This window comes from Pseudomonas sp. F-14 TE3623 (assembly GCF_053629015.1).
Genome location: NZ_JBRJHM010000001.1, coordinates 1,730,599 through 1,756,398, shown reverse-complemented (window position 1 = coordinate 1,756,398; position 25,800 = coordinate 1,730,599). Strand labels below are relative to the sequence as shown.

Annotated in this window: 25 protein-coding genes; 18 read left to right on the top strand and 7 right to left on the bottom strand. The window is 59.5% G+C overall.

Going from position 1 to position 25,800, the window contains the following annotated elements; translation table 11 throughout:
• Nucleotides 1-142 precede the first annotated feature (142 nt).
• From AB7M29_RS07855 to AB7M29_RS07805, 11 genes are all read left to right on the top strand, one after another.
• Nucleotides 143-712 carry an antibiotic biosynthesis monooxygenase gene (locus tag AB7M29_RS07855; RefSeq protein ID WP_052965545.1) on the top strand — a complete coding sequence of 190 codons (570 nt, stop codon included), beginning with the start codon at nt 143-145 and terminating at the stop codon, nt 710-712.
• A gap of 71 nt (nt 713-783) precedes the next feature.
• Nucleotides 784-1,494 carry a dihydromonapterin reductase gene (folM, locus tag AB7M29_RS07850; RefSeq protein WP_217857663.1) on the top strand — a complete coding sequence of 237 codons (711 nt, stop codon included), beginning with the start codon at nt 784-786 and terminating at the stop codon, nt 1,492-1,494.
• A 22-nt stretch (nt 1,495-1,516) separates the two neighbouring features.
• Nucleotides 1,517-2,092 (top strand): GTP cyclohydrolase I FolE, encoded by a 576-nt coding sequence (gene folE, locus AB7M29_RS07845; RefSeq protein WP_095055672.1) that lies wholly within the window; start codon nt 1,517-1,519, stop codon nt 2,090-2,092.
• Nucleotides 2,093-2,094: 2 nt separating this feature from the next.
• On the top strand, nt 2,095-2,466 hold the full coding sequence (gene folX, locus AB7M29_RS07840; protein WP_007901645.1) for a dihydroneopterin triphosphate 2'-epimerase: 372 nt from the start codon (nt 2,095-2,097) through the stop codon (nt 2,464-2,466).
• Between the two features lie 68 nt (nt 2,467-2,534).
• Nucleotides 2,535-2,831 carry a DUF1244 domain-containing protein gene (locus AB7M29_RS07835; protein ID WP_454246638.1) on the top strand — a complete coding sequence of 99 codons (297 nt, stop codon included), beginning with the start codon at nt 2,535-2,537 and terminating at the stop codon, nt 2,829-2,831.
• A complete protein-coding gene (locus AB7M29_RS07830; protein WP_217857662.1) occupies nt 2,824-3,162 on the top strand; it encodes a HopJ type III effector protein in 339 nt (112 codons plus the stop codon). Before AB7M29_RS07835 ends, AB7M29_RS07830 begins: the two co-directional genes overlap by 8 nt.
• Before the next feature lie 226 nt (nt 3,163-3,388).
• Nucleotides 3,389-4,639 carry a 2-aminoadipate transaminase gene (locus AB7M29_RS07825; RefSeq protein ID WP_454246637.1) on the top strand — a complete coding sequence of 417 codons (1,251 nt, stop codon included), beginning with the start codon at nt 3,389-3,391 and terminating at the stop codon, nt 4,637-4,639.
• Between the two features lie 132 nt (nt 4,640-4,771).
• Nucleotides 4,772-5,746, top strand: coding sequence for an amino acid ABC transporter permease (locus AB7M29_RS07820; RefSeq protein WP_038978993.1), 975 nt, complete (start codon nt 4,772-4,774; stop codon nt 5,744-5,746).
• Nucleotides 5,747-5,815: 69 nt separating this feature from the next.
• The gene (locus AB7M29_RS07815; protein WP_448725689.1) at nt 5,816-6,544 is read left to right on the top strand and encodes an amino acid ABC transporter ATP-binding protein; all 729 of its coding nucleotides are present in this window, start codon (nt 5,816-5,818) and stop codon (nt 6,542-6,544) included.
• 45 nt (nt 6,545-6,589) lie between these two features.
• Nucleotides 6,590-7,423, top strand: coding sequence for a transporter substrate-binding domain-containing protein (locus AB7M29_RS07810; protein ID WP_217857660.1), 834 nt, complete (start codon nt 6,590-6,592; stop codon nt 7,421-7,423).
• A 151-nt stretch (nt 7,424-7,574) separates the two neighbouring features.
• Nucleotides 7,575-8,858, top strand: a complete 1,284-nt coding sequence (locus tag AB7M29_RS07805) for an NAD(P)/FAD-dependent oxidoreductase (RefSeq protein WP_454246636.1) — start codon at nt 7,575-7,577, stop codon at nt 8,856-8,858.
• Between the two features lie 189 nt (nt 8,859-9,047).
• Here AB7M29_RS07805 and trxB read toward each other — a convergent pair whose 3' ends face one another.
• Complete coding sequence (trxB, locus tag AB7M29_RS07800) at nt 9,048-10,004, bottom strand: thioredoxin-disulfide reductase (RefSeq protein WP_217857658.1); 957 nt, start codon at nt 10,002-10,004, stop codon at nt 9,048-9,050.
• 315 nt (nt 10,005-10,319) lie between these two features.
• Between trxB and cysZ the strand changes: the two genes are divergently transcribed.
• Together cysZ and AB7M29_RS07790 are read left to right on the top strand one after the other, a co-directional pair.
• Nucleotides 10,320-11,075, top strand: a complete 756-nt coding sequence (gene cysZ, locus AB7M29_RS07795) for a sulfate transporter CysZ (protein WP_454246635.1) — start codon at nt 10,320-10,322, stop codon at nt 11,073-11,075.
• Nucleotides 11,076-11,115: 40 nt separating this feature from the next.
• The gene (locus tag AB7M29_RS07790; protein WP_454246634.1) at nt 11,116-12,327 is read left to right on the top strand and encodes a glycosyltransferase family 4 protein; all 1,212 of its coding nucleotides are present in this window, start codon (nt 11,116-11,118) and stop codon (nt 12,325-12,327) included.
• An 88-nt stretch (nt 12,328-12,415) separates the two neighbouring features.
• Here AB7M29_RS07790 and AB7M29_RS07785 read toward each other — a convergent pair whose 3' ends face one another.
• From AB7M29_RS07785 to AB7M29_RS07775, 3 genes are all read right to left on the bottom strand, one after another.
• A complete protein-coding gene (locus AB7M29_RS07785) occupies nt 12,416-13,519 on the bottom strand; it encodes an NADH:flavin oxidoreductase (RefSeq protein WP_063341534.1) in 1,104 nt (367 codons plus the stop codon).
• Between the two features lie 300 nt (nt 13,520-13,819).
• Nucleotides 13,820-14,302 carry a glutathione peroxidase gene (locus tag AB7M29_RS07780; protein WP_052965554.1) on the bottom strand — a complete coding sequence of 161 codons (483 nt, stop codon included), beginning with the start codon at nt 14,300-14,302 and terminating at the stop codon, nt 13,820-13,822.
• Nucleotides 14,303-14,424: 122 nt separating this feature from the next.
• Nucleotides 14,425-14,910 carry an FKBP-type peptidyl-prolyl cis-trans isomerase gene (locus tag AB7M29_RS07775; protein ID WP_007901600.1) on the bottom strand — a complete coding sequence of 162 codons (486 nt, stop codon included), beginning with the start codon at nt 14,908-14,910 and terminating at the stop codon, nt 14,425-14,427.
• Here AB7M29_RS07775 and AB7M29_RS07770 point away from each other — a divergent pair.
• The 3 genes from AB7M29_RS07770 to AB7M29_RS07760 all read left to right on the top strand — a co-directional run bounded on the left by AB7M29_RS07770 (nt 14,879) and on the right by AB7M29_RS07760 (nt 18,300).
• Nucleotides 14,879-15,217 (top strand): DUF3565 domain-containing protein, encoded by a 339-nt coding sequence (locus AB7M29_RS07770; RefSeq protein ID WP_217857655.1) that lies wholly within the window; start codon nt 14,879-14,881, stop codon nt 15,215-15,217. The two genes, AB7M29_RS07775 and AB7M29_RS07770, sit on opposite strands and share 32 nt — an antisense overlap.
• 74 nt (nt 15,218-15,291) lie before the next feature.
• Entirely contained in the window at nt 15,292-17,391 is a 2,100-nt protein-coding gene (pta, locus tag AB7M29_RS07765; protein WP_217857654.1) for a phosphate acetyltransferase, read from the top strand.
• Nucleotides 17,392-18,300 (top strand): acyltransferase, encoded by a 909-nt coding sequence (locus tag AB7M29_RS07760; RefSeq protein WP_217857653.1) that lies wholly within the window; start codon nt 17,392-17,394, stop codon nt 18,298-18,300.
• Between the two features lie 166 nt (nt 18,301-18,466).
• Here AB7M29_RS07760 and cysN read toward each other — a convergent pair whose 3' ends face one another.
• The 3 genes from cysN to AB7M29_RS07745 form a co-directional block, all read right to left on the bottom strand.
• Nucleotides 18,467-20,365, bottom strand: coding sequence for a sulfate adenylyltransferase subunit CysN (gene cysN, locus AB7M29_RS07755; protein ID WP_217857652.1), 1,899 nt, complete (start codon nt 20,363-20,365; stop codon nt 18,467-18,469).
• A gap of 9 nt (nt 20,366-20,374) precedes the next feature.
• On the bottom strand, nt 20,375-21,292 hold the full coding sequence (gene cysD, locus AB7M29_RS07750; protein WP_008008639.1) for a sulfate adenylyltransferase subunit CysD: 918 nt from the start codon (nt 21,290-21,292) through the stop codon (nt 20,375-20,377).
• A 269-nt stretch (nt 21,293-21,561) separates the two neighbouring features.
• Nucleotides 21,562-22,320 carry a Nif3-like dinuclear metal center hexameric protein gene (locus AB7M29_RS07745; protein WP_007901591.1) on the bottom strand — a complete coding sequence of 253 codons (759 nt, stop codon included), beginning with the start codon at nt 22,318-22,320 and terminating at the stop codon, nt 21,562-21,564.
• 103 nt (nt 22,321-22,423) lie between these two features.
• On the opposite strand from AB7M29_RS07745, the gene algW reads away from it, so the two are divergent.
• Both algW and AB7M29_RS07735 read left to right on the top strand, forming a co-directional pair.
• Complete coding sequence (gene algW / locus AB7M29_RS07740) at nt 22,424-23,584, top strand: Do family serine endopeptidase AlgW (protein WP_123719998.1); 1,161 nt, start codon at nt 22,424-22,426, stop codon at nt 23,582-23,584.
• Between the two features lie 109 nt (nt 23,585-23,693).
• The gene (locus AB7M29_RS07735; RefSeq protein WP_454246633.1) at nt 23,694-25,799 is read left to right on the top strand and encodes a TonB-dependent siderophore receptor; all 2,106 of its coding nucleotides are present in this window, start codon (nt 23,694-23,696) and stop codon (nt 25,797-25,799) included.
• The last annotated feature ends 1 nt before the right edge of the window (nt 25,800 follow it).

Below are 25,800 nucleotides of genomic sequence, written 5' to 3'. Positions count from 1 at the left end.
GTTGATATCCGACGAGGTCACTAACGTTATCCGCAGAATCAGGAATAATCCTTGCTTGTTCCCGGATGCAGCCCACTACCCCGGCGTTGTGTCCAGCGAAGCTCCTATCCGGAGCGACGCGTTTGTAATACGGAGATACAAAATGTCTACCTCCCCCGTCACGCTGATGGTGGCGCGTCGCGTCGCCGATGGGCGTTATCAGGACCTGATGGCCTGGCTGCGCGAAGGCGAACAACTGGCCACCGACTTCCCCGGTTACCTCGGCTCTGGCGTGCTCGCTCCGCCGCCCGACGATGACGAATTCCAGATTATCTTCCGCTTCGCCGACGAGCAGACCATGCACGCCTGGGAGCATTCCGCGTCGCGCACTGCCTGGCTGGGACGTGGCAGTGATCTGTTTGCCCACCCTTCGGAGCATCGGGTCAGTGGCATCGATGGCTGGTTCGGTGCGGTCGGTCAACGCCCCCCACGCTGGAAACAGGCCGTGGCTATCTGGCTGGCGTTCTTTCCGGTGTCCCTGCTGTTCAACTTTGTCATCGGGCCGCTATTGGTTGAAACGAGTTTGCTGACCCGCGTGTTTGTCAGCACCCTGTGCCTGACGCCATTGATGGTGTATTTCTTCATTCCGCTGTCGACGCGTCTGCTGACCGGGTGGTTGCACACCCCATCTGCGCGTCCGTTGCCCGCCGAACACAACCCCCAAAATCAGTAACCCTTGCAGGACGTAGGTGAACAACTCCCGTCGCTGGTATAGTTTTGCTCTTACCGCGACGCGAGCCGTTCATGACCTCTACCGCAGCCCCAATCCTCATCACCGGTGCCGGCCAGCGTGTCGGCCTGCACTGTGCGCAGCGTTTGCTCGAAGACGGCCATCCGGTCATTTTCAGCTACCGCAGCGAACGCCCGGGGGTGCAAACCCTGCTTGATCTGGGGGCGACCGCGGTGTTTGCGGACTTTTCCAGCGAGGCCAGTATCCTTGCGTTCATCGGCGAACTGAAAAACCACACCGACAGTTTGCGGGCGATCGTCCATAACGCTTCTGAATGGCAGGTAGAAACCCCAGGCTCCGAAGCCGCGGCCTTCACCCGCATGTTCAACGTGCACATGCTGGCGCCTTACCTGATCAACCTGCACTGTGCCGATTTGCTCAAACGCTCGAGCCCCGCCGACATAGTGCACATCAGCGATGATGTGACCCGCAGGGGCAGCAGCAAGCACATCGGTTACTGCGCCAGCAAAGCCGGGCTCGACAGCCTGACCCTGTCCTTTGCCGCGAAATACGCGCCCGGCATCAAGGTCAACGGTATCGCGCCAGCCCTGCTACTGTTCAATCCCGACGACGACGCGGCGTACCGCGCCAGGGTTCTGGCCAAATCGGCACTGGGCATTGAGCCCGGCAGCGAAGTGATCTACCAGAGCCTGCGCTATTTGCTCGACAACCCTTATGTCACCGGCACGACCCTGACCGTCAACGGCGGACGGCACGTCAAATAAGCCGCTCCCGCGAGGATGTCCCATGACGTTATTCCTGCCTCAGAACACCCTGTCACAGAGCTATCGCGAGATCCTGATCGGCCTCGGTGAAAATCCCGACCGCGAAGGACTGCAAGACACCCCGGTTCGCGCCGCCAAGGCGATGCAATACCTGTGTCATGGTTACGAACAAAGTGTCGAAGAAATCGTCAACGGCGCGCTGTTTGCCTCAGACAACGATGAAATGATCATCGTCGACAACATCGAGCTGTACTCGCTCTGTGAACATCACATGCTGCCCTTCATCGGCAAGGCTCATGTGGCTTATATTCCAACGGGCAAGGTGCTGGGCCTGTCGAAGATTGCGCGGCTTGTGGATATGTTCGCCCGCCGACTGCAAATCCAGGAAAACCTCACCCGGCAAATCGCCGACGCAGTGCAGCAAGTGACCGACGCCGCCGGTGTCGCGGTGGTCATCGAAGCCCAGCACATGTGCATGATGATGCGCGGCGTCGAAAAACAGAATTCGACCATGAACACCTCGGTGATGCTCGGCGCCTTCCGCGAGTCGAGTAATACCCGCCAGGAGTTCCTGCAATTGATTGGACGGAGCAAGTAGCAATGCCACAACTTCAACCAGGAATGGCACGCATCCGGGTCAAGGACCTGTGTTTGCGAACTTTCATCGGCATCAACGAGGACGAGATCCTCAACAAGCAGGATGTGCTGATCAACCTGACCATTCTGTACGCCGCCCAGGATGCAGTGCGTGACAACGATATCGATCACGCGTTGAATTATCGCACCATCACCAAGGCGATCATCGCCCACGTGGAGGGCAATCGCTTTGCCTTGCTCGAGCGCCTGACTCAGGAATTGCTGGACCTGATCATGGTCAACGAGTCGGTACTGTACGCCGAAGTCGAAGTCGACAAGCCCCATGCCTTGCGCTTCGCCGAGTCGGTATCGATTACCCTGGCCGCGAGCCGTTGACCGCGTCTGGCGCATCGGTCGCCAGGCTTTTATCATCCGCGCCACGATTTGATTGCACAGAGCCCATCATGAACGATCAACAACGCCTGGAACTTGAAGCCGCCACCTTTCGCCGGCTGGTTGCCCACCTGGACAGCCGCAAGGACGTGCAGAACATCGACCTGATGAACCTCTCGGGTTTCTGCCGCAACTGCCTGTCCAAGTGGTACAAGGCCGCTGCCGACGAACGCCAGATCGACGTCAGCCTCGACGAAGCCCGCGAAGTGGTTTACGGCATGCCGTACGCCGAGTGGAAAGCCCAATACCAGAAAGAAGCCAGCGCCGACCAGCAAGCGGCGTTCGCCAAAGGAAAACCCAATGAGTGATTTGAACACCCTGCGCGCCAGCCTCAAGAGCGGCGAACACGCTTTCGCCGATACCTTGGCGTTCATCGCCGCCGGTTACGACTATCAGCCCCAGGCTTTCAATAACGGCGGTGTGGAAAACGCCGCCGGGCAGAACGAAGGTTCGTGCAAGACCCTGGGTCTGGCATTGCTGGAAGGTCTGAGCGATGAGGAAGCGCTGTTGGCGTTTGGCGAGCATTACCGCTCGGTGGTGGCCACGCCTGAAGGCAGCGATCACGGCAATATCCGCGCGTTGATTGCCCATGGTCTGGCCGGTGTGAAGTTCACTCAGCCGCCGCTGACTCGCCGCTGATTAGCGAAGATCAAAATCAAAAGATCGCAGCCTGCGGCAGCTCCTACGTCGATCGCATTCTTCAGTAGGAGCTGGCGAAGCCTGCGATCTTTTGATCTTTGATATTTCAATCCCGAAACCACATCCCGACTTTTAATATTGACCCGGCAACTTTATTTCGTTTGCCGGGCACCGCTGCTCGCGGCTTAGATAAAAAGAAGCATCCCTTCTTCTGAGTCCGGTATCCATGAGCAGCGAAAACATCAGTCGGTCAATCAACATCGTTCACCCCGTCACGCTCAGCCACGGTAAAAACGCCGAGGTCTGGGACTCCGACGGCAAACGCTACATCGATTTTGTCGGTGGTATCGGCGTGCTGAACCTCGGCCATTGCCATCCACGCATCGTCGAGGCCATTCGCGAACAGGCCACCCGCCTGACCCACTACGCGTTCAACGCTGCCCCCCATGTGCCTTACCTCGAACTCATGGATCGCCTGACGGCGTTTATTCCGGTGGATTACCCGGTCAGCGGCATGCTCACCAACAGCGGTGCGGAAGCGGCGGAAAACGCCCTGAAGATCGTCCGTGGCGCCACCGGGCGCACGGCAGTCATCGCCTTCGACGGCGCCTTCCACGGTCGCACACTCGCCACCCTGAACCTCAACGGCAAAGTCGCGCCGTACAAGCAGAAAGTCGGTGTGCTACCGGGGCCGGTGTTCCATCTGCCCTTCCCCAGCAAAGACAATGACGTGACCTGCGTCGAGGCCCTGAAGGCCATGGAGCGGCTGTTCAGCGTTGAGATCGACGTTGATGACGTGGCCTGTTTTATCGTCGAGCCGGTGCAGGGCGAAGCGGGCTTCCTGGCGATGGACGTGGAGTTCGCCCAGACGCTGCGACGTTTCTGTGATGACAAAGGCATCCTGCTGATCGCCGATGAAATCCAGTCCGGCTTCGGCCGTACCGGCCAGCGGTTTGCGTTCTCGCGATTGGGCATTGAACCGGACCTGATCCTGCTGGGCAAAAGCATTGCCGGCGGTGTACCGCTGGGGGCGGTTGTCGGGCGCAAGTCACTGCTCGATAACTTGCCCAAGGGCGGATTGGGCGGCACCTATTCGGGCAACCCCATCGCCTGCGCCGCCGCGTTGGCGACCCTGGACGAAATGACTGACGCGCATCTGCACGGCTGGGGTGCGCAACAGGAAGAAGCGATTGTCAGCCGCTACGAATCCTGGCGCGCCCGCGAACTGTCACCGTATCTGGGCCGCTTGACCGGCGTAGGTGCCATGCGCGGCATCGAGCTGATCAATGCCGACGGCACACCGGCCTCGGCGCAACTGACACAGCTGCTGGCACTGGCGCGCGACTCGGGCTTGCTGCTGATGCCCAGCGGCAAGTCGCGCCACATCATTCGTCTACTGGCGCCATTGACCACGGAGACCGCCGTGCTGGAGGAAGGGCTGGATATCCTTGAGGCATGCCTGGCAAAGCTTTCCTGAACAGCAAACTGCGATCCGGGACTGACGTAGCGAATTATGTTCGCTTGCAGTCCCCGATTTTGCGCCGCAATACTGACCAAAGACCCCTTTTACCAAGCGAGATCACCACCACCTACAAGCCCTGAGGCAGTCATGTATCACGACAATATAATTTATAAGAAAAAGTCCAATGATCCTCAATTCCTGCTTGGCGTAGCCGTAGTCCTGTTCCTCGGTTCCTACCTGATGAACCTGGGTAACAGCGCCCTCAGTCATTTCCTGCATCCGCTGTTGGGCAACGCCCCGGACGGCCTGACCGCTCGCAACATCGCCATTGGCTTGGCTATTGCCGCGCTGGGTACGCTGAACTTCCACGTCCTCGGGCGCTTGAAGTTCAAGGTGCAGACCACCGTGGTCTGGATCGAATTGCTGATCCTGTTCCTGGCATTCTTCGACACCTTCGACCTTTCCTACAGCTTCATTCTCGACAAGATCGGTTTCCTGATCATCCAGGGCGCTGCCACCACGCTGTACATCTCCGCCATCGCGATTGTGATTGCCTTCGTGCTGGCGTTGATCGGTGCCGTGGCCAAGCTGTCGAACAACGGCCTGGCCAATGCCATCGCCTCGTTCTACACCTCGTTCTTCCGCGGTGTTCCGCTGCTGATCCAGATCTACCTGATTTACCTTGGGCTGCCGCAGCTGGGCTATGTGGTCGATGCAGTACCGGCCGGCATCCTGGCGTTGTCGCTGTGCTACGGCGCCTACATGACGGAGATTTTCCGTGCGGGCATCCAGAGTATTCCGGTGGGTCAGTGGGAAGCTTCACGGGCGCTGGGCATCAACCCGTTCAAAACCCTGAGCCGGGTGATCATGCCGCAAGCCTTGCGGGTGATTATCCCGCCCACCGGCAACCAGTTCATCGCCATGCTCAAGGACAGTTCGCTGGTGTCGGTGATCGGCGTCTGGGAACTGATGTACCTGGCCAAGACTCAGGGGCGCGCGGATTTCCGCCACCTGGAAATGCTGATCACCGCCGCGATGATCTACTGGGCCCTGTCGTTCATCCTCGAACGGGTGCAGGCGCGAATCGAAAAACGGGTCAACCGATCCATTGCAAGGGGTTGATGCGTGATGACTCGAACCAATACCGCTGAGCAACTCGACCGGGCACCTGCTGTGAAGACCAGCCCCTCAATGATTTCCATCTCTGGCCTGAACAAGTGGTACGGCAATTTTCACGCCTTGCGCGATGTCGATCTGAATGTCGCCACGGGTGAAATTCTGGTGGTATGCGGGCCGTCGGGCTCGGGCAAGTCGACGATGATTCGCTGCATCAACCATCTGGAGAATTTTCAGAAAGGCCACATTCAAGTCAACGGCATCACCCTCACCAGTGAGGCAGACAGTGTCAGCGCCGTACGCCGGGAGATCGGCATGGTGTTCCAGAGCTTCAACCTGTTCCCGCATTTGAGCGTGATGGACAACCTGACCCTGGCCCCGCAACTGGTGCAAGGTGTGTCGTCCGCCGAGGCGAAAAAGCGCGCTCAGGTTTATCTGGAGCGAGTGCGAATTGCCGAGCATGCACACAAGTACCCGTCGCAACTGTCCGGCGGTCAGCAGCAGCGAGTGGCGATTGCACGAGCGCTGTGCATGAACCCCAAAGTCATGCTGTTCGACGAGCCAACCTCGGCCCTGGACCCGGAAATGGTCCACGAAGTGCTGGACGTGATGGGCGAGTTGGCCACCGACGGCATGACCATGATTTGCGTGACCCATGAAATGGGTTTTGCCAGCAAGGTCGCCGATCGCGTGCTGTTCATGGACCAGGGCCAGGTCATCGAACAAGCCACCCCTGCCGAATTTTTCAACAACCCGCAGACCGAACGCGCGCAGCAATTCCTGTCGCAAATCATCGGTCACTGAGAACTGCTTTACCCCGCATAACAATAACGAGAAGTGGAGATGAACATGCTCAGTAAAAAACACGTACTAACCCTCGCCGCCACCCTGTCTCTGTTGTTTGTCGGCGCCGCCAACGCCGGAGCCGTACTGGACAAAATCCAAAGCAGCAAAACTATGACCGTCGCCACTTCTGCGACCTGGCCACCCCAGGGTTTTATCAACGACAAGAATGAAATCGACGGGTTTGACATCGACGTTTCCAAGGAGATCGCCAAGCGTCTCGGCGTCGCGGTCAAGTTCATCACCCCCGACTGGGACGTGATCACCGCCGGCAAGTGGAACGGGCGCTGGGACATGTCCGTGGGCTCGATGACCGCCACCAAAAGTCGCGCACGGATCCTCGACTTTCCGGCGACCTATTACTACGTGCCCTACGTGTTTGCGGTTCACAACAAATCCACACTCACCGACCACAAAGCTCTCAATGGCAAGACGATCGGGGTCGAAGGCGGCACCACTTCCGAGGATTACCTGAACCAGGCGCTGGCCATCGAAGCGACGGACATGCCGCCCGTCGCGTACGACGTACAGACCAAGAAAATGAAGACCTATGCCGGTTCCCTCGGACCGCTGGATGACCTGCGCCTGGGCGATGGCGTTCGTCTCGACGGCATCCTCACTCAGCGCAGCACGCTAGAAGCTGCCATCAAGAAAAATTACCCGCTACGGGCCATCGATAACGGCGTGGTGTTCTACGAACCACTGGCCGTCGCCACCGACAAGGGAGACCCGGAGTTGAAAGCCAAACTCAGTGAAATCATCGGTGCGATGCACAAGGACGGCACGCTGACCAAGCTGTCGACCAAGTGGTACGGCGTGGACTACTCGACGGTTAAGTAACCACCGCCGTCCTGTGGGAGCGGGCTTGCTCGCGAAAGCGTAGTGACAGTCGACCCTTAATGTTGAATGTTAAGCCGCTTTCGCGAGCAAGCCCGCTCCCACAATGTCCAGGCGTTCGCTTCATTGACCGGTAACTAGTCAAGGATTCAGCATGGCCTTCCCCACCACCTGGTACTCCCAAACCTCGTTGCCCCGCGCGGCCAGGTCCGAACTGAATACCCACGAAACCTGCGACGTCTGCATCATCGGCGCCGGGATCGCGGGCCTTACCGCCGCCCTGGAACTGACCCGGTGCGGGAAACACGTGGTCATCCTCGAAGCCCATCAAGTCGCTTGGGGCGCGTCTGGCCGCAATGGCGGCGTGGTCTCGCCAGGTTGGGCTGAAGGGTCGGGAGCGATCCGCAAAAAACTCGGACTGGAACAGGCCAAGGCGCTGTTTCAAATGTCCGTCGAAGGCGTGGAAATAGTGCGCCACAACATCGCCGAACTGGCTCTGACCGGCTGCGATCCGTCCGCCGGCACGATTCGGGTCAAGCGTTACGACGACAGCGCTGGCGTGAAAAACCACATCGACACCATGCGTCGTGACTTCGGCTATGAACTCAACTACCTCGACACCACCCAGGTTCGCGAACGGGCCCACACCCTGCGCTATTTCCAGGGCATCGAGGACCCGAACGCCTTGCACTTTCATCCGCTGAATTATTGCCTGGGCCTGGCCCTCGCCATCGAAGCGGCTGGAGGGCAGATTTTCGAACACTCAAAAATGCTGGCCTGGCATCGCGAGGGCACCGATAAAATTGTCCAGACTGCTCACGGCTCCGTGCGTTGCCAGGACCTGGTGTTCTGCGCCGGCGGTTACGGCGGCCCGGAATTGCAGAAACTCAGCCGCGCCTACCTGCCCATCGCCACCTACGTGGTACTGACCGAACACCTGGGCGACTCGATCAAAAACGTCCTCGACTCCGGCGCCGCCTTCTCCGACGACCGCCGCGCCTCGGACTATTACCGCGTGGTCGAAGGCGACCGCCTGCTCTGGGGCGGACGCATCACCACCCGCAACGAACAGAACGAAAAAGCCTTGGCGGACATGCTCAAGGCGGACATGGTCTCGGTGTATCCACAACTGGCGCCGGTAAAAATCGAATTGGCCTGGTCGGGCCTGATGGGCTATTCCACCAACAAAATGCCTAACCTGGGGCTGTTGGAACCGGGCGTCTGGGCCTGTACCTCGTTTGGCGGCCATGGCCTGAATACCGGCTCGATTGGCGGCAGGGTCATCGCCGAAGCCGTGTGCGGGGAAAGTGCGCGGTATCAGTTGTTCAAGCCGTACCTGCTGGATTGGAATGGTGGACCGTTCGGGCGGGTTGCGGCCAATGCGATTTATCAGTCGTTGAAGGTCATGGACTTTGTTCAGGAACGGTTTCGCAGTTGATCGCAATCGACTTCGGCCAACGCATAACCTGTGGGAGCGAGCCTGCTCGCGATAGCGATTTATTCAACATTGATATCGACTGACCCACTGCTATCGTGAGCAGGCTCGCTCCCACACTGTTGATCGAGCGTTTGCGCCCCCATAAAAAAACCGGCCGAAGCCGGTTTTTTGCTTTCTACAGAATCAGAATCAAGCGTTCTGCAGATCGTCGAGGTAGCGCTCGGCATCCAGTGCCGCCATGCAACCGGCGCCGGCCGAGGTGATGGCTTGACGGTAAACGTGGTCAGCCACGTCACCGGCGGCGAAGATGCCTTCGAGGTTGGTCGCAGTGGCGTTGCCGTCACGGCCGCCCTGCACAACCAGGTAGCCGTCTTTCAACGTCAACTGGCCTTCGAACAACGAAGTATTCGGGGTGTGGCCGATGGCGATGAACACGCCGTCGACTTTCAGCTCGTCGAAGCTGCCGTCGTTGTTCTTCAGGCGAGCACCGGTCACGCCCATGTTGTCGCCCAGCACTTCGTCCAGAGTCGAGTTCAGCTTCAGGACGATCTTGCCTTCGGCAACCCGGGCATTCAGCTTGTCGATCAGGATCTTCTCGGCGCGGAACGTTTCGCGACGGTGGATCAAGGTGACGGTGCTGGCGATGTTGGCCAGGTACAGGGCTTCTTCCACAGCCGTATTACCGCCACCGACCACAGCCACTGGCTTGTTGCGATAGAAGAAACCGTCGCAGGTTGCGCAGGCCGAAACGCCTTTGCCCATGAACGCTTCTTCCGACGGCAGACCCAGGTAGCGGGCGCTGGCGCCGGTGGCGATGATCAGTGCGTCGCAGGTGTAAGTCGCGCTGTCGCCAATCAGGGTGTACGGCTTGGCGGCGAAGTCCACGGCATTGATGTGATCGAACACGATCTCGGTTTCAAAGCGCTCGGCGTGCTCTTTCATCCGTTCCATCAGCGCCGGGCCGGTCAGGCCGTGGACGTCACCCGGCCAGTTGTCGACTTCGGTGGTGGTGGTCAGCTGGCCGCCAGCCTGCATGCCAGTGATCAGCAGTGGCTTGAGGTTGGCACGGGCGGCATAGACCGCGGCGCTGTAACCGGCAGGGCCGGAACCGAGAATAATCACTCGCGAATGACGAACTTCAGACATGACCTGCTCCTGTTGACCGGGCCCGAAACACTGGGCGCGGAACGCCGGATTGCCGGCGGGAATAAAAAAGGACCGTTGAAAGCACTTGGGGAAGGCTTGGGCTCGACAGTCCTGTAAAAGAATGGGTGCAGCGTATCGAGGGGGCGAAGATTAAGGAAATACGGTTTAACAATCCAGCTCATAGGCGGTCTCTATCCCGTTGCAGTGAATTTATAGACGCCTTTGTTACAGTTAATGTCGATGCCGCTACCGCACTTTCGCCTGTCAGGCAAAGCCGGTAAGGTCGGCGCGTTTACCCTTTGCTCGGAGCACGTTATGCCCGCCCCCGTTCTGTCTGGCCCGCAATACCTGCGCGAGGGCCTCAAGCTGGTCCTGAGCCCAAGCCTGCGCTTGTTCGTGTTGTTGCCGCTGGCGATCAACCTGGTGCTGTTCGTCGGATTGATCTATCTGGCCGGCCATCAGTTCAGTATGTGGGTCGATACGCTGATGCCATCCCTGCCCGATTGGCTGAGCTTTCTCAGCTACATCCTCTGGCCGATATTCGTCGTGTTGGTGGTGTTGATGGTGTTCTTCACCTTCACCATGCTGGCCAACGTCATCGCCGCGCCATTCAATGGCTTCCTGGCGGAGAAAGTCGAAGTGGTGGTGCGCGGCACCGACGACTTCCCGGCCTTCAGCTGGGGCGAACTGATCGCCATGATCCCGCGCACCCTGTCCCGGGAAATGCGCAAACTCGGCTACTTCCTGCCCAGAGCCATCGGGCTGTTCATCCTGTCGTTCATCCCGGTGGTCAACATCATCGCCGCGCCGCTGTGGCTACTGTTCGGGGTGTGGATGATGGCGATCCAGTACATCGACTACCCGGCGGATAACCACAAACTCGGCTGGAACGAAATGCTCGCCTGGCTGCGGCAGAAGCGCTGGCAGAGCCTCGGCTTCGGCGGCAGCGTGTATCTGGTGTTGCTGATTCCGGTGGTCAACATTCTGATGATGCCGGCGGCAGTGGCCGGTGCAACGCTTTTTTGGGTGCGTGAGCGTGGCGCGGAGAATCTGGTGGCAGAACGCCGTTAATCGCGTCACAAATCCATCATCCCACCGTCACAATGACGACATGGCCTCAGCCGACACTGAGGTCATGACGACAACTCTGCATATCACCCTGATCACCGAAACCTTCCCTCCGGAAATCAACGGCGTGGCCAATACCCTTGGTCGCTTGTTCGACGGTTTGCGCGCGCGCGGGCATCAGGTCGAGTTGGTGCGGCCACGCCAGGGTGGCGACCCGCTCATGGGCAGCAACGATGACTTGCTATTGTGTCGAGGCTGGCCGCTGCCGGGTTATCCCGGCCTGCAATGGGGTCAGTCGTCGATGCACAAGCTGCTGCGGCGCTGGAAACGTCATCGTCCGGATGTGTTGTACATCGCCACCGAAGGACCGCTGGGGTTGTCGGCGTTGCGCGCGGCACGGCGCTTGGGGATTTCGGTGGTCAGCGGCTTTCATACCAATTTTCAACAGTACTCAAGCCAGTACGGCCTCGGGCTGCTGACGCGTTTGCTGACTCACTACCTGCGCTGGTTTCACAATCGCTCCACCCTGACCCTGGTGCCCAGCGCCAGCCAGCGACTGGAACTGGAACGCCGCAGTTTCGAGCGCCTGGCGCTGCTCTCTCGAGGCGTCGACAGCCAGTTGTTTCATCCGGCCAAACGACTGAAGCCGCTGCGCGAGCAATGGGGACTGGCCGAGGATGATATTGCCTTCATCCACGTAGGACGCCTGGCCCAGGAGAAGAATCTTGGCTTGCTCAAGCGCAGTTTCGACACGCTGAAAATGACTTATCCACAGCGAAAAATGAAATTGATTGTGGTCGGAGACGGTCCGCAACGATCGATGCTGGAGAAAGAATTGCCCGAGGCGATTTTCTGCGGATCACAACGCGGCGAAGCCTTGGCCAGTCACTATGCGTCGGGGGATGTGTTTCTGTTTCCAAGCCTGACCGAAACCTTCGGCAATGTGGTGCTTGAGGCATTGGCCTCGGGGCTGGGGGTGGTGGCGTATGACCAGGCTGCGGCGGCGCAGCATATTCGCCATGGCCACAACGGCGTACTGGCCATGCCCGGGGATGAAGAGGCGTTCTGCGATGCGGCACGCTGGCTGCTGGAGGAGCGCGAAACCTTGCGCTGCGTGCGTCTTAATGCGCGCCAGCATGCGAGTCGTCAGGGGTGGGCGGCGATTATCGAGCAGTTCGAAGGGCAGTTGCGCGGGGCTTGTCACGATCCTCGTGGCGAGGGGGCTTGCCCCCGTTCGGCTGCGAAGCAGTTGTAAAACCAGCGCACACCGTGTGCCTGATGAAACATATTTTGAGATTTCAGGGCCGCTTCGCGGCCCAACGGGGGCAAGCCCCCTCGCCACATTAAACCAGCGTCATCAAAGCCTCACGGCTAAACGGCAGGATGTCTTCCTCACGACCGTCCCGCACTTTCTGCGCCCAGTCCGGGTCCACCAGCAATGCACGACCCACGGCCACCAGATCGAACTCATCGTTGTTCAAGCGCTCCAGCAGTTTTTCCAGGCTGGCCGGTTGGGCGATCTTGTCGGTGTTGACCATGAATTGCAGGAACTCGCCGTCCAGGCCGACGCTGCCGACGGTGATGGTTGGCTTGCCGGTGAGCTTGCGGGTCCAGCCCGCCAGGTTGAGTTCGGAACCGTCAAACTCCGGCTCCCAGAAACGTCGCGTCGAGCAGTGGAAAATGTCCACGCCAGCGTCGGACAATGGCTTGAGGAATTCACCCAAGGCTTCCGGGGTTTGCACCAACCGCGCGGTGTAGTCCTGCTGCTTCCACTGGGAGAAACGGAAGATGATCGGGAAACCCTCACCGACCGCGGCACGCACCGCCTGAATCAGTTCGATGGCGAAGCGCGAACGATTGGCCAGGCTGCCACCATATTCGTCAGTGCGCTGGTTGCTACCTTCCCAGAAGAACTGGTCCACCAGATAACCGTGGGCACCGTGGATTTCCACGCCGTCCATGCCGATGCTCTGAGCGTCTTTGGCGGCTTGGGCGAATGCGGCAATCACGTCCTGGATATCTTCCTTGGTCATGCCGTGAACCACGACCTGACCGTCCTTCAATTTTTCTGACGGACCGTAACCCGGCACGCTGGCGTCCGGCTCGGTGCCGATGCGGCGCACGCTGCCCACATGCCACAGTTGCGGAACGATCTTGCCGCCCTCGGCATGCACCGCGTCGACGACTTTCTTCCAGCCGGCCAATGCCGCTTCACCATAGAAGTGCGGCACGTTCGGGTAGCCATTGGAGGCCTTGTGACCGACGGTGGTGCCTTCGGTGATGATCAGCCCAACCCCGGCGGCGGCGCGACGACGGTAGTACTCGATCACTTTGGAGTTGGGCACGCCGCCCGGCGAAAACGAGCGGGTCATCGGCGCCATGACGACGCGGGTCGGCAACTCGAGAGCGCCTAGGTGAAAAGGCTTGAACAGGGCTTTGACAGGCATGGGACGCTCCACGGGATATAGACTTTATGACGGCGATAATATGGAGAGTCGCAAGGCTTGAACAGCACTATTGATTGCGGTGATTAAGGTCTAAAAGCTAGGAAATATTGTAGGAGCGAGGCTTGCCCTAATGCCAGTCAGTTAAGGTGCGAAACCTGTGGGAGCGGGCTTGCTCGCGAAAGCGGTGGGTCAGGCAACATCAATGTTTACTGTGCCGCCGTCTTCGCGAGCAAGCCCGCTCCCACATGGATTGCGCTTAACTGACTGGCATTGAGGCTTGCCCGCTCCTACAGGGGGATGTCAGCTCAGCGCTTTTTCGATCGCCTGGATGACAGCATGATCATCCGGCGCCGTTCGAGGCGAGAACCGCGCCAATACGCGACCGTCCTTGCCCAGCAGGAATTTCTCGAAGTTCCAGGTGATGTCGCCCGGGAATTCCGCGCCTTCGCCCGCCAGCAGACGATACAACTGATGACGCTCATGACCGTTGACTTCCAGCTTGCTGGACAACGGAAAGGTCACGCCATAGTTGAGGCTGCAGAATGCCTGGATCTCCTGCTCGGTGCCCGGTTCCTGCCCTGCAAACTGGTTGCACGGCAAGCCCAGCACACTGAAACCCTTGTCCTTGTATTGCTGGTAGAGGTTTTCCAGCGCCGCGTACTGTGGGGTCAAACCACATTTGGAGGCGACGTTGACCACCAGCACGACACGCCCCTTGAAGGGCGCCAGAGGTAGCTCCTGACCATCCAGGGCTGTCAGTTTAAGGTCGTGAAAAGCACTCATGACGAACTCCAAATTCTCGTGTTCTTCTCGAAACAGCCACTTGGCGGTGCCATCAAGGACAGCCGCGGACTAAAAAGGCGCCCTCAGGCGCCTCTCCAGCTCTCTGAGCTTAGCGCAGAAAATCAGTGGTGATGGCCACCTTCGCCATGGACGTGACCATGAGCGATTTCTTCTTGGCTGGCGTCACGGATGTCGATGATCTTGACCTGGAAATTCAGGCGCTGACCAGCCAACGGGTGGTTGCCGTCGACAGTGACATCGTCGCCGTCCAGATCGCGAATGGTGACGATCTGCATCTGGCCGTCCGGAGCGGAAGCGTGGAACTGCATGCCCACTTCCAGCTCGTCAACGCCTTCGAACATGCTGCGGCTCAAAGTGCTGACCAGTTCGGCAGCGTATTCGCCGTAGGCATCTTCAGGTTCTACGGCGACAGTCAGTTCGTCACCGACTGCTTTGCCTTCCAGTGCCTTTTCCAGGCCCGGGATGATGTTACCTGCGCCTTGCAGGTAGACCAGCGGCGCGCCGCCGGCGGAGCTGTCGATGACCTCACCAGCGTCGTTGGTCAGGGTATAGTCGATGGAGACAGCCTTATTGGCGGCGATCAGCATGGGGCGAGACCTTTTGCATAAGAATATAGAAAGACCAAGTTTAGCGAAGCAATCGCCCGAAAGCGAACACAACCCGGACAGACGGGGCGCGACGCAAGCTTCGACCATCACAGGCTTTCATCAGGATGAGGATGGCCACTGGGTAGCCGAGCTTTCCTGCGGCCATACCCAACACCTGCGGCACCAGCCCCCGTGGCAATCCCGGGCCTGGGTGCTGGACCCTTCGCTGCGTAATGAAAAAATAGGCCAGCCCTTTGATTGCGGATGGTGCGCACAAGGCTCGGTTAGCGATAACCTTGACGACTGAATTTCGGTAGATCGTCAGATATAGATGATCACCTGGCGGCCACGGCTGCCCACATGCACTTCCAGAGAATCCGCATGCAAACTTTTTTTATCGCGCCCACCGATTTTGGTGTGGGTCTGACCTCCATCAGCCTCGGGCTGGTGCGTACACTTGAGCGGGCCGGTCTCAAAGTCGGCTTTTTCAAACCCATTGCCCAGCCGCACCCGGGCGACACAGGCCCTGAACGCTCCACCGAACTGGTGGCCCGCACCCACGGTTTGAAACCGCCTCAGCCACTGGGCCTGGCCCACGTCGAGCGGATGCTCGGCGACGGTCAGCTGGACGAACTGCTCGAAGAAATCATCACCCTTTATCAGCAAGCCGCTGTCGGCAAGGACGTGCTGATCGTCGAAGGCATGGTCCCGACCCGCAGCGCCAGTTACGCGGCGCGGGTCAACCTGCATTTGGCCAAGAGCCTCGACGCCGACGTGATTCTGGTATCGGCACCGGAACACGAAGTGCTGACCGAACTGTCCGGCCGGGTGGAGTTGCAGGCGCAATTGTTCGGCGGGCCGAAAGACCCGAAAGTCCTGGGCGTGATCCTCAACAAGGTCAAGACCGACGAAAGCATGGAGGCCTTCGCCTCGCGCCTGAAGGAACACTCGCCGTTACTGCGCAGTGGCGATTTTCGCCTGCTCGGCTGCATCCCGTTCCAGCCCGAACTGAATGCGCCGCGCACCCGCGACGTGGCCGATCTGATGGGCGCTCAGGTGCTCAACGCCGGCGATTACGAAACCCGGCGCATGACCAACATCATCATTTGCGCCCGCACCGTGCGCAACACTGTGGAGCTGCTCAAACCCGGTGTGCTGGTGGTAACCCCTGGCGATCGCGACGACATCATCCTCGCCGTCAGCCTCGCGGCGATGAACGGCGTGCCTCTGGCCGGCCTGTTGCTGACCAGCGACACCCTGCCCGACCCGCGCATCATGGATTTGTGCCGTGGCGCCTTGCAGGCCGGCCTGCCGGTGTTGTCGGTCAGCACCGGTTCCTACGACACCGCCAACCAGTTGAACGGCTTGAACAAGGAAATCCCGATCGACGACCGCGAACGTGCGGAGATCATCACCGATTTCGTCGCCAGCCACCTCGACGCCAACTGGCTGCACCAGCGCTGCGGCACGCCACGGGAAATGCGTCTGTCGCCAGCGGTGTTCCGTTATCAACTGATCCAGCGCGCCCAAGCCGCCAACAAGCGCATCGTGTTGCCCGAAGGCAGCGAGCCGTTGACCGTGCAGGCCGCGGCGATCTGTCAGGCGCGCGGCATTGCCCGTTGCGTGTTGCTGGCCAAACCGGCAGACGTCGAAGCCGTCGCCCGCGCCCAAGGCATCGAGTTGCCGCCGGGGCTGGAAATCCTCGACCCGGACCTGATCCGCGAGCGTTACGTCGAGCCGATGGTTGCGCTGCGCAAGACTAAAAGCCTCAACGCGCCGATGGCCGAGCAACAACTGGAAGACACCGTGGTGATCGGCACCATGATGTTGGCGCTGGATGAAGTCGACGGGCTGGTGTCCGGGGTCATTCACTCCACCGCCAACACCATCCGTCCGGCCCTGCAGCTTATTAAAACGGCTCCGGGCTGCACGTTGGTGTCTTCGGTGTTCTTCATGCTGTTTCCGGAAGAAGTGCTGGTTTACGGTGACTGCGTGATGAACCCGCACCCGAGCGCCAGCGAACTGGCCGAGATCGCCTTGCAAAGCGCCGATTCGGCGGCGGCGTTCGGCATCACTCCGCGGGTAGCGATGATCAGCTACTCCAGTGGCGAGTCGGCCAGCGGCGAAGAAGTCGAGAAAGTTCGCGAGGCCACGTTGCTCGCCCACGAACAGCAAAACTCGCTGTTGATCGACGGCCCGTTGCAGTACGACGCCGCCGCCAACGAAACCGTGGCCCGACAACTGGCGCCGAACAGTCAGGTGGCCGGGCGTGCCACGGTGTTCGTGTTCCCCGACTTGAACACCGGCAACACCACCCACAAAGCCGTGCAGCGCAGCGCCGACTGCGTCAGCCTCGGGCCGATGTTGCAAGGCCTGCGCAAGCCGGTGAATGACCTGCCGCGCGGCGCGCAGGTTGACGACATCGTCTACACCATCGCGTTGACCGCGATCCAGGCTGCCAACCGACCTATGGATGTTTAAATGCTGGATTTTCTACCTGCACCCCTGCGCGGCGTGATCGCCTCGCTGTTGTTGGCGCTGAACACGATTGTCTGCTGCACGCCGCTGTTCGTGGTGGCGATCTTCAAACTGCTGCTGCCCTTCCCCGCCGCCCAGCGTTTCACCGACTGGCTGATGGGCCACATCCACGAAACCTGGATCAGCAATAACAAGGCCTGGATGGATCTGCTCGGGCACACGCGTTGGCAGCTCAGCGGGCTGGAAGGCCTGGACTATCAGCACTCGTACCTGATCACCAGCAACCACCAGAGCTGGGTCGACATCATGGTGTTGCAGTACGTGCTCAACCGTCGCATCCGCCCGCTGAAGTTCTTCCTCAAACAGCAACTGATCTGGGTGCCGGTGATTGGTCTGGCGTGGTGGGCGCTCGGTTTTCCGTTCATGAAGCGTTACTCCAAGGCCTATCTGGAGAAGCATCCAGAGAAGAAAGGCAAAGACCTGGAAACCACCCGCAAGACCTGCGACAAGTTCCGCAATAACCCGGTGGGGATTTTCAACTTCGTCGAAGGCACGCGCTTCACCGAGGGCAAGCACGTACAGCAGAGCTCACCGTTTCGCTACCTGCTCAAGCCGAAAGCGGGCGGTATTGCCTTCGTGCTGGATGCCATGGGCGACCAGCTGGAAGCCATCATCAACGTAACTATCCACTACCCGGCCGGTCGTCCGGGCTATTGGGATTTGCTCTGTGGAAACGTGAAGGATGTGGTGGTGCACTTTCAGGAGCTGAAGATTCCACCGCAGTTCGTCGGCAAGAACTACGACCAGGACGGTGCATATCGGCTCGAGTTTCAGGGTTGGATCAATCAGCTGTGGAATGACAAGGATGCGCTGCTGGGGCAGATGCATCGCGAATTTCCAGACAAACACTGATCCAGTGTGGGAGCGGGCTTGCTCGCGAAGGCTGGCTGACATTCAACATTTATATTGACTGACACACCGCTTTCGCGAGCAAGCCCGCTCCCACATTGAATATCGCAGGACACAAAAAACCCGCAGACGATCACTCATCTGCGGGTTTTTTATTTACAGCTAATGCTTAGATCGCGCCACGCTGACGCAGCAGATCCAGCACTTGCTTGACGCTTTCTTCCAGCGACAGCGACTGGGTGTCGATCACCAGATCGGCATTCAGTGGCACGTCGTACGGGAAGGATTCGCCCGGGATGTTGTCGCCACCTGCCGCGTACAGACCTTGCGGATCACGCTCGGCACAGACCGTCGGAGAGGCCTGGACGTACACCGTCAGCAGACGCTCCTTGCCGATCAGTTCCCTGGCCTGCTCACGACCTTCAGCACTCGGCGCAACGAAGGCTGCCAATGTCAGCAAACCGGCTTCGTTGAACTGACGCGCAACGTGCGCCGCACGACGCCAGTTCTCGGTACGCCCGGCACGATCCTGTGGCAGACCTTTATTCAGGTCGTGACGCAGGTTCTGGCCATCGAGTACAAACACCGCACGACCCAGGTCGAACAGCTTGCGTTCAACGGCGTAAGCCAGGGTGCTTTTGCCAGCGCCCGACAAGCCGCTGAACAACACGGTGGCCGGTTGCTGACCAAAGCGCTGGGCACGTTCTTCGGTAGCCACGTGAGCCAGTTTGCCGTGATGGGTGCTGGTGCCATGGCTCAACGGCTGGGCGATGATCATGCCGGCCGCGACCGTACCGTTGGTCAGTCGATCGATGACGATGAACGAACCGGTGGTGCGGTTGCTGTCGTAACCGTCCAGCGCGATGGCGGCGTCGAGGCTGATCTTGACCCGACCGATCTCGTTCAGCTGCAGCGAGCTCGCCGGCCCTTCGGCCAAGGTGTTCACGTCCACGCGATTGACGATGCTGGTGATCGAACCCGGCACGTAAGTCGTGGCGCGCTTGATGTCGTATTTCTTGCCCGGCAGCATCGGCTCTTCGGCCATCCACACCAGCATGGCGTCGAAGGCGTCAGTCACTTGCGGCTGGTTGTCGGCATGCACCAGCAAGTCGCCGCGGGAGATGTCGATTTCGTCTTCCATGGTCAGCGTCACCGCTTGACCAGGACCTGCATGCTCCAGCTCACCTTCGAAGGTGACAATGGATTTCACACGGCTGCTCTTGCCCGACGGCAACACAACGACTTCGTCGCCCTTGTGCACGATGCCGCTGGCCAGGGTGCCGGCAAAACCACGGAAGTTCAGGTTCGGACGGTTGACGTACTGCACCGGGAAACGCAAATCGGTGTAGTTACGGTCATTGGCGATTTCGACGGTTTCGAGGATTTCCATCAGCGACTGGCCGGTGTACCACGGCGAGCGCTCGGACTTGTTCACGACGTTGTCGCCCTTGAGCGCGGACATCGGCACGAACGCCATGGTGGTCGGCTTGAACGCGATGCCTTCGGCGAACTTCAGGTAATCGGCCTTGATCGACTCGAACACGCTTTCGTCGAAGCCGTTGAGGTCCATCTTGTTGATGGCGACAACGATGTGCTTGATGCCCAGCAACGAGGCGATAAAGCTGTGGCGACGGGTCTGGGTCTGCACGCCGTAACGGGCGTCCACCAGAATGATCGCCAGGTCACAGGTGGATGCACCGGTGGCCATGTTGCGTGTGTACTGCTCATGGCCGGGGGTGTCGGCGATGATGAATTTGCGCTTGGCGGTGGAGAAATAGCGGTAGGCGACATCAATGGTGATGCCCTGCTCACGCTCGGCCTGCAAGCCGTCGACCAGCAACGCCAGGTCGATATCTTCACCGGTGGTGCCGACTTTTTTCGAGTCGCGGGTGATGGCTTCCAGATGATCTTCGTAGATCATTTTGGAGTCGTGCAGCAGGCGCCCGATCAGGGTGCTCTTGCCGTCGTCGACGTTGCCACAGGTAAGAAAGCGCAGCATTTCCTTGCGTTCGTGCTGGCCCAGATAGGCGAGGATGTCCTCGCTGATCAAATCAGATGCGTGCGACATGACAACCCCTTAGAAATAACCCTGACGTTTCTTTTCTTCCATCGAACCTGCGCCATCGTGATCGATGACTCGGCCCTGGCGTTCGGAAGTTCGCGTCAGGAGCATTTCCTGAATGATGTCGGTCAGGCTGGTGGCCTCGGACTCGACCGCACCGGTCAACGGGTAGTCGCCCAGCGTACGGAAACGGACCTTTTTCTTGACGATGCGCGCCTTGTCTTCGTCGCTCAAGTGATTGAGCAGGCGTTCGTCGTCGATCATGATCCAAGTGCCATTCATCTCGATAACGTCGCGCTCGGCTGCGAAATACAGCGGCACGATCGGGATACCTTCGAGGTAGATGTACTGCCAGATGTCCAGCTCGGTCCAGTTCGACAACGGGAATACGCGGATCGATTCGCCCTTGTTGACCTTGCCGTTGTAGACGTTCCACAACTCGGGACGCTGGTTTTTCGGATCCCAGCGGTGCTTGGTATCACGGAAGGAATACACGCGCTCTTTGGCCCGGGATTTCTCTTCGTCGCGACGGGCACCACCGAATGCCGCATCGAAGCCGTACTTGTCGAGGGCCTGTTTAAGGCCTTCGGTCTTCATGATGTCGGTGTGCTTGGCACTGCCGTGGGTGAGCGGGTTGATACCCTGCGCAACACCCTCGGGATTCACGTGCACCAGCAGGTCCAGGCCGAGCTCTTCGACCATGCGGTCGCGGAACGCGTACATTTCCTTGAACTTCCACTGGGTGTCGACGTGCATCACCGGAAACGGAAGTTTGCCCGGGAAGAATGCCTTGCGCGCGAGGTGCAACATCACGGCGGAGTCTTTACCGACGGAGTACAGCATCACCGGGTTATCGAACTCGGCGGCGACCTCGCGGATGATGTGGATGCTTTCGGCCTCCAGCTGTTTCAGATGCGTCAGTTTGTCGACCATGGCTACTCACGAAAACGATCTTATGGACGGCCTGCGGGCCGTGTTCGAGCGGGGAATCCTAGCACAGCGCCCCCTTCTAATCAGGACGCTGGCTAGATCGAAAGGGTATATGAATATACCTGCCCGTTCGGGTGTTCGAGGATCTGTGTGGGAGCGGGCTTGCTCGCGAATGCGGATTCACATTCAACGCAGATGTTGACTGAGATACTGCCTTCGCGAGCAAGCCCGCTCCCACATTTGATCCGGGGTGTTCATCAAAAATCCGCCCGTCAGATAGGGTTCGGGCAATCGATGAAGATGTGCTCGAGGGCGAAACGTCGCGCCAGGTAATCGCCCAAAGCCTGCACACCGTAACGCTCGGTGGCGTGGTGACCGGCGGCGATGAAGCTGATGTCGTTTTCCCGGGCGCTGTGGAACGTCTGCTCGGAGGCTTCGCCGCTGAGGTACAGATCGACGCCGGCCAACACCGCCTGATCAATGTAACCCTGGCCGCCACCGGTGCACCAGCCGACCCGACGAATCATCTCGCTGCCTTCGATCAGCAACGGCTCGCGCCCCATGACTTCCTGCACGCGACGGGCGAAATCGCGAGGGGTCATCGGTTCGCTCAACGAGCCGACCAGGCCAACGACTTTCAGATTGTCCGGATCCAGCGGGCCTTCGACGGTGATGTCCAGTTGCCGGGCAAGCTGCACGTTATTGCCGACTTCCGGGTGCAAATCCAGCGGCAAGTGATAGGACAGCAGGCTGATATCGTGCTTGAGCAAGGTTTTCAACCGGCGCTGCTTCATGCCGGTAATACACGGGTTCTCGCCTTTCCAGAAATAGCCGTGATGCACCAGCACCAGATCGGCCTGGGCCTCTACCGCGGCGTCCAGCAACGCCTGGCTTGCAGTAACCCCGCTGACGATGCGCATCACTTGCGGCCGGCCTTCGACCTGCAAACCGTTGGGGCAGTAATCGGCGATCTTCGCACTTGCCAGGTAGCGGTCGGCTTCTTCGACCAGGGTGCTCAGGGCGACGGCCATAAAAGACTCCTAAATATCCCGTTCAGAGGCGCGCTCGGCCTCGTATAATGCGCGACATTATGGGCGGTCTCACACCGCCTGCAACCTCTGTAGGACGTGCTTAATGCTCAAGGCGCTGCGTTTTTCCGGCTGGCCGCTGTTGGCCGGCGTGCTTATCGCTCTATTGATTATGCAGCGTTACCCGCAATGGGTCGGGCTACCGAGCCTGGACGTGAATCTGCAGCAAGCCCCGCAAACCCTCGGTCTGCAGCAGGGGCCAGTGTCCTATGCCGACGCGGTAACCACGGCCGCGCCGTCGGTGGTCAACCTGTACACCACTAAAGTGGTCAACAAGCCCAGCCATCCGCTGTTCGAAGATCCGCAGTTCCGCCGCTTCTTCGGCGACAACTCGCCCAAGCAGAAGCGTATGGAGTCGAGCCTGGGTTCGGGCGTGATCATGAGCCCGGAAGGTTACCTGCTGACCAACAACCATGTGACCAGCGGTGCCGACCAGATCGTGGTGGCGCTCAAGGATGGTCGTGAAACCCTGGCCCGAGTCATCGGCAGCGACCCGGAAACCGACCTCGCGGTGTTGAAGATCGACCTGAAAAACCTGCCGTCGATCACCGTCGGCCGTTCCGACAATATCCGTATCGGCGACGTGGCCCTGGCCATCGGCAACCCGTTCGGCGTCGGCCAGACAGTGACCATGGGCATCATTAGCGCCACCGGGCGCAACCAGCTCGGGTTGAACAACTACGAAGACTTCATCCAGACCGACGCCGCGATCAACCCCGGCAACTCCGGCGGTGCGCTGGTGGACGCCAACGGCAACCTGACCGGCATCAACACGGCGATCTTCTCCAAGTCCGGCGGTTCTCAGGGCATCGGCTTCGCGATCCCGGTCAAACTGGCGATGGAAGTGATGAAATCGATCATCGAACACGGCCAAGTGATTCGCGGCTGGCTCGGCATCGAAGTGCAACCGTTGAGTCAGGAACTGGCGGAATCGTTTGGTCTGTCGGGACGTCCAGGGATTGTGGTCGCGGGGATTTTCCGTGACGGCCCGGCACAGAAGGCCGGCCTGCAACTGGGCGACGTGATCCTCAGCATCGACGGTGAACCGGCCGGCGACGGTCGCCGCTCGATGAACCAGGTGGCGCGAATCAAGCCGACCGACAAGGTCACCATTCAGGTGATGCGCAACGGTAAAGAGCTCAAGCTCACGGCAGAAATCGGTCTGCGTCCACCGCCCGCGCCGATCAAGGAAAAAGAAGGAGAGTAAGCCGGTAGGAGCTGCGCCCTCAGCAGCTACATAACTCCGAAGCCGTAACAGCAGACATTCTCATTAGGCATGTTATATTGTTTCAATATCACTATTGGAACAACATAACATGTCGTCTCGAACAATGGCTTCCCTCGCAGGCCTGGCCCTCGGTTTGCTGGGGGATCCGGTCTTCGCCGAAGAATCGCAAACCGTTGAACTGGACGCCATCAGCGTCACCTCCGACTACGAATCCCCCACCGGCCCGGTCAAGGGTTACCGCGCCACGCGCTCTGCCAGCGCAACCAAGACCGACACGGCCATTCGCGATATCCCGCAATCGATCAGTGTGATTCCCGTCAGTGTGCTCAAGGATCTGGGCAGCACCAGCGTCGAGCGCGCGCTGGATTTTGCCGGTGGCGTATCGAAACAGAACAACTTCGGCGGCCTGACGCTCTACGAATACAGCGTGCGCGGCTTCACCACGTCGGAGTTCTACAAGGACGGTTTCAGCGCCAACCGCGGTTATCCAAGCACGCCGGACGTGGCCAACATCGAGCGCATCGAAGTGCTCAAAGGCCCGGCTGCCAGCCTCTATGGTCGTGGCGATCCGGGCGGTACGGTGAACATCGTCACCAAAAAACCCCAGCCCGAAGCCTTCACCACACTGCAAACCAGCGCCGGCAGCTGGGATCGCTATCGCACCGCCGTGGACGTCAACACACCGCTGGATGATGACGGCAATGTGCTGTCCCGGGTGAACCTGGCGGTCGAGGACAACCACAGCTTCCGCGATCACGTCGACAGTCAGCGTGTGTTCGTTGCGCCTTCCTTCAGCTGGCAACTGAACCCGGACACCAGCCTGCTGGTGGAGAGCGAGTTCGTTCGTCACAGCTCGACATTTGATCGCGGTATCGTCGCGCCGAACAATAAATGGAGCGGTGTCTCCCGTTCGACCTTCCTTGGCGAACCCAACGACGGCAACATCGACAACCACAACAATCTGCTGCAAGCCGCCCTCGAACATCAGCTCAACGATAGCTGGAAACTGCGCCTGGCCAGTCATTACAAGGAAGGCAAACTCTGGGGCTTCGCCTCCGAAAATCGTCCCCTGAACGCCGACGGCCACACCGTCAACCGTCGCTACCGCGAGCGCGATACCAACTGGCACGACAGCATCACCCAACTCGAACTGCGCGGTTTGTTCGACATCGGCAGTTGGCAACACGAACTGCTGATCGGCAGCGAATACGAGAATTTCCGCAAGAACGAACGGATTACGACCATTGCCGGCGGCTCGTACGCCATCGATATCTATCGACCGATCTACGGCCAGCCGAAACCCGAGGGCGCACGCTCCGGGACCGACTTCTTCGAGCATGTCGAAAGCCAGGCGCTGAACCTTCAGGACCAGATCATTTTCACCGACAAACTGCGCGGCATGCTCGGTGCGCGCTTTGAGCATTTCGAACAAAGCATCGACGATCACAGCCGCAACGCGACCAGCCGCCAGCGCCACGACGCACTGACCCAGCGAGCCGGCCTGCTTTACCAACTGACGCCCGAAGTGGGGTTATTCGCCAACGCTTCCACCTCGTTCAAACCGAACAACGGGCTGGACGCCGCCGGCAAATCCTTCGACCCGGAAGAAGGCGTCGGCTATGAAGTCGGGATCAAGAGCGAGCTGTTCGACGACCGCTTGAGCACCACCCTCGCCGCCTTCCATATCGAAAAGGAAAACGTCCTGGCGCTCGACCCGAGCACCGATTCCAGCCGCGCCATGGGCAAGGCCCGCAGCCAGGGTGTCGACCTGCAAGTCACCGGGCAAGTGACCGACGCCGTGCGAGTGATCGGTGCTTTCGCTTACATCGACGCCGAAGTCACCCAAGGCGACAAGGTCATTCCCACCGGCAGCCGAATTCTCGGCGTAGCCAAACGCAGCGGAAGTCTGTTGGGTGTTTATGAATTTCAGGACGGCCATTTGCGCGGTTCGGACCTTGGTGCAGCGTTCACCTGTGTCGGTGATCGCTCGGGTGAAGCCGGCAGCGACTTCGAACTGCCGGCCTACCACACCGTCGACCTGCTGGCCCATTACAAGGCCAGCGAAAACGTCACTGTGGGCCTGAACCTGAACAACCTTTTCGACGAGAAATACTTCGAGCGCTCCTACAGCAACTACTGGGTCAACCCCGGCGAGCCACGCAATTTCACCGTCAGCCTGACACTCAACCTGTAAA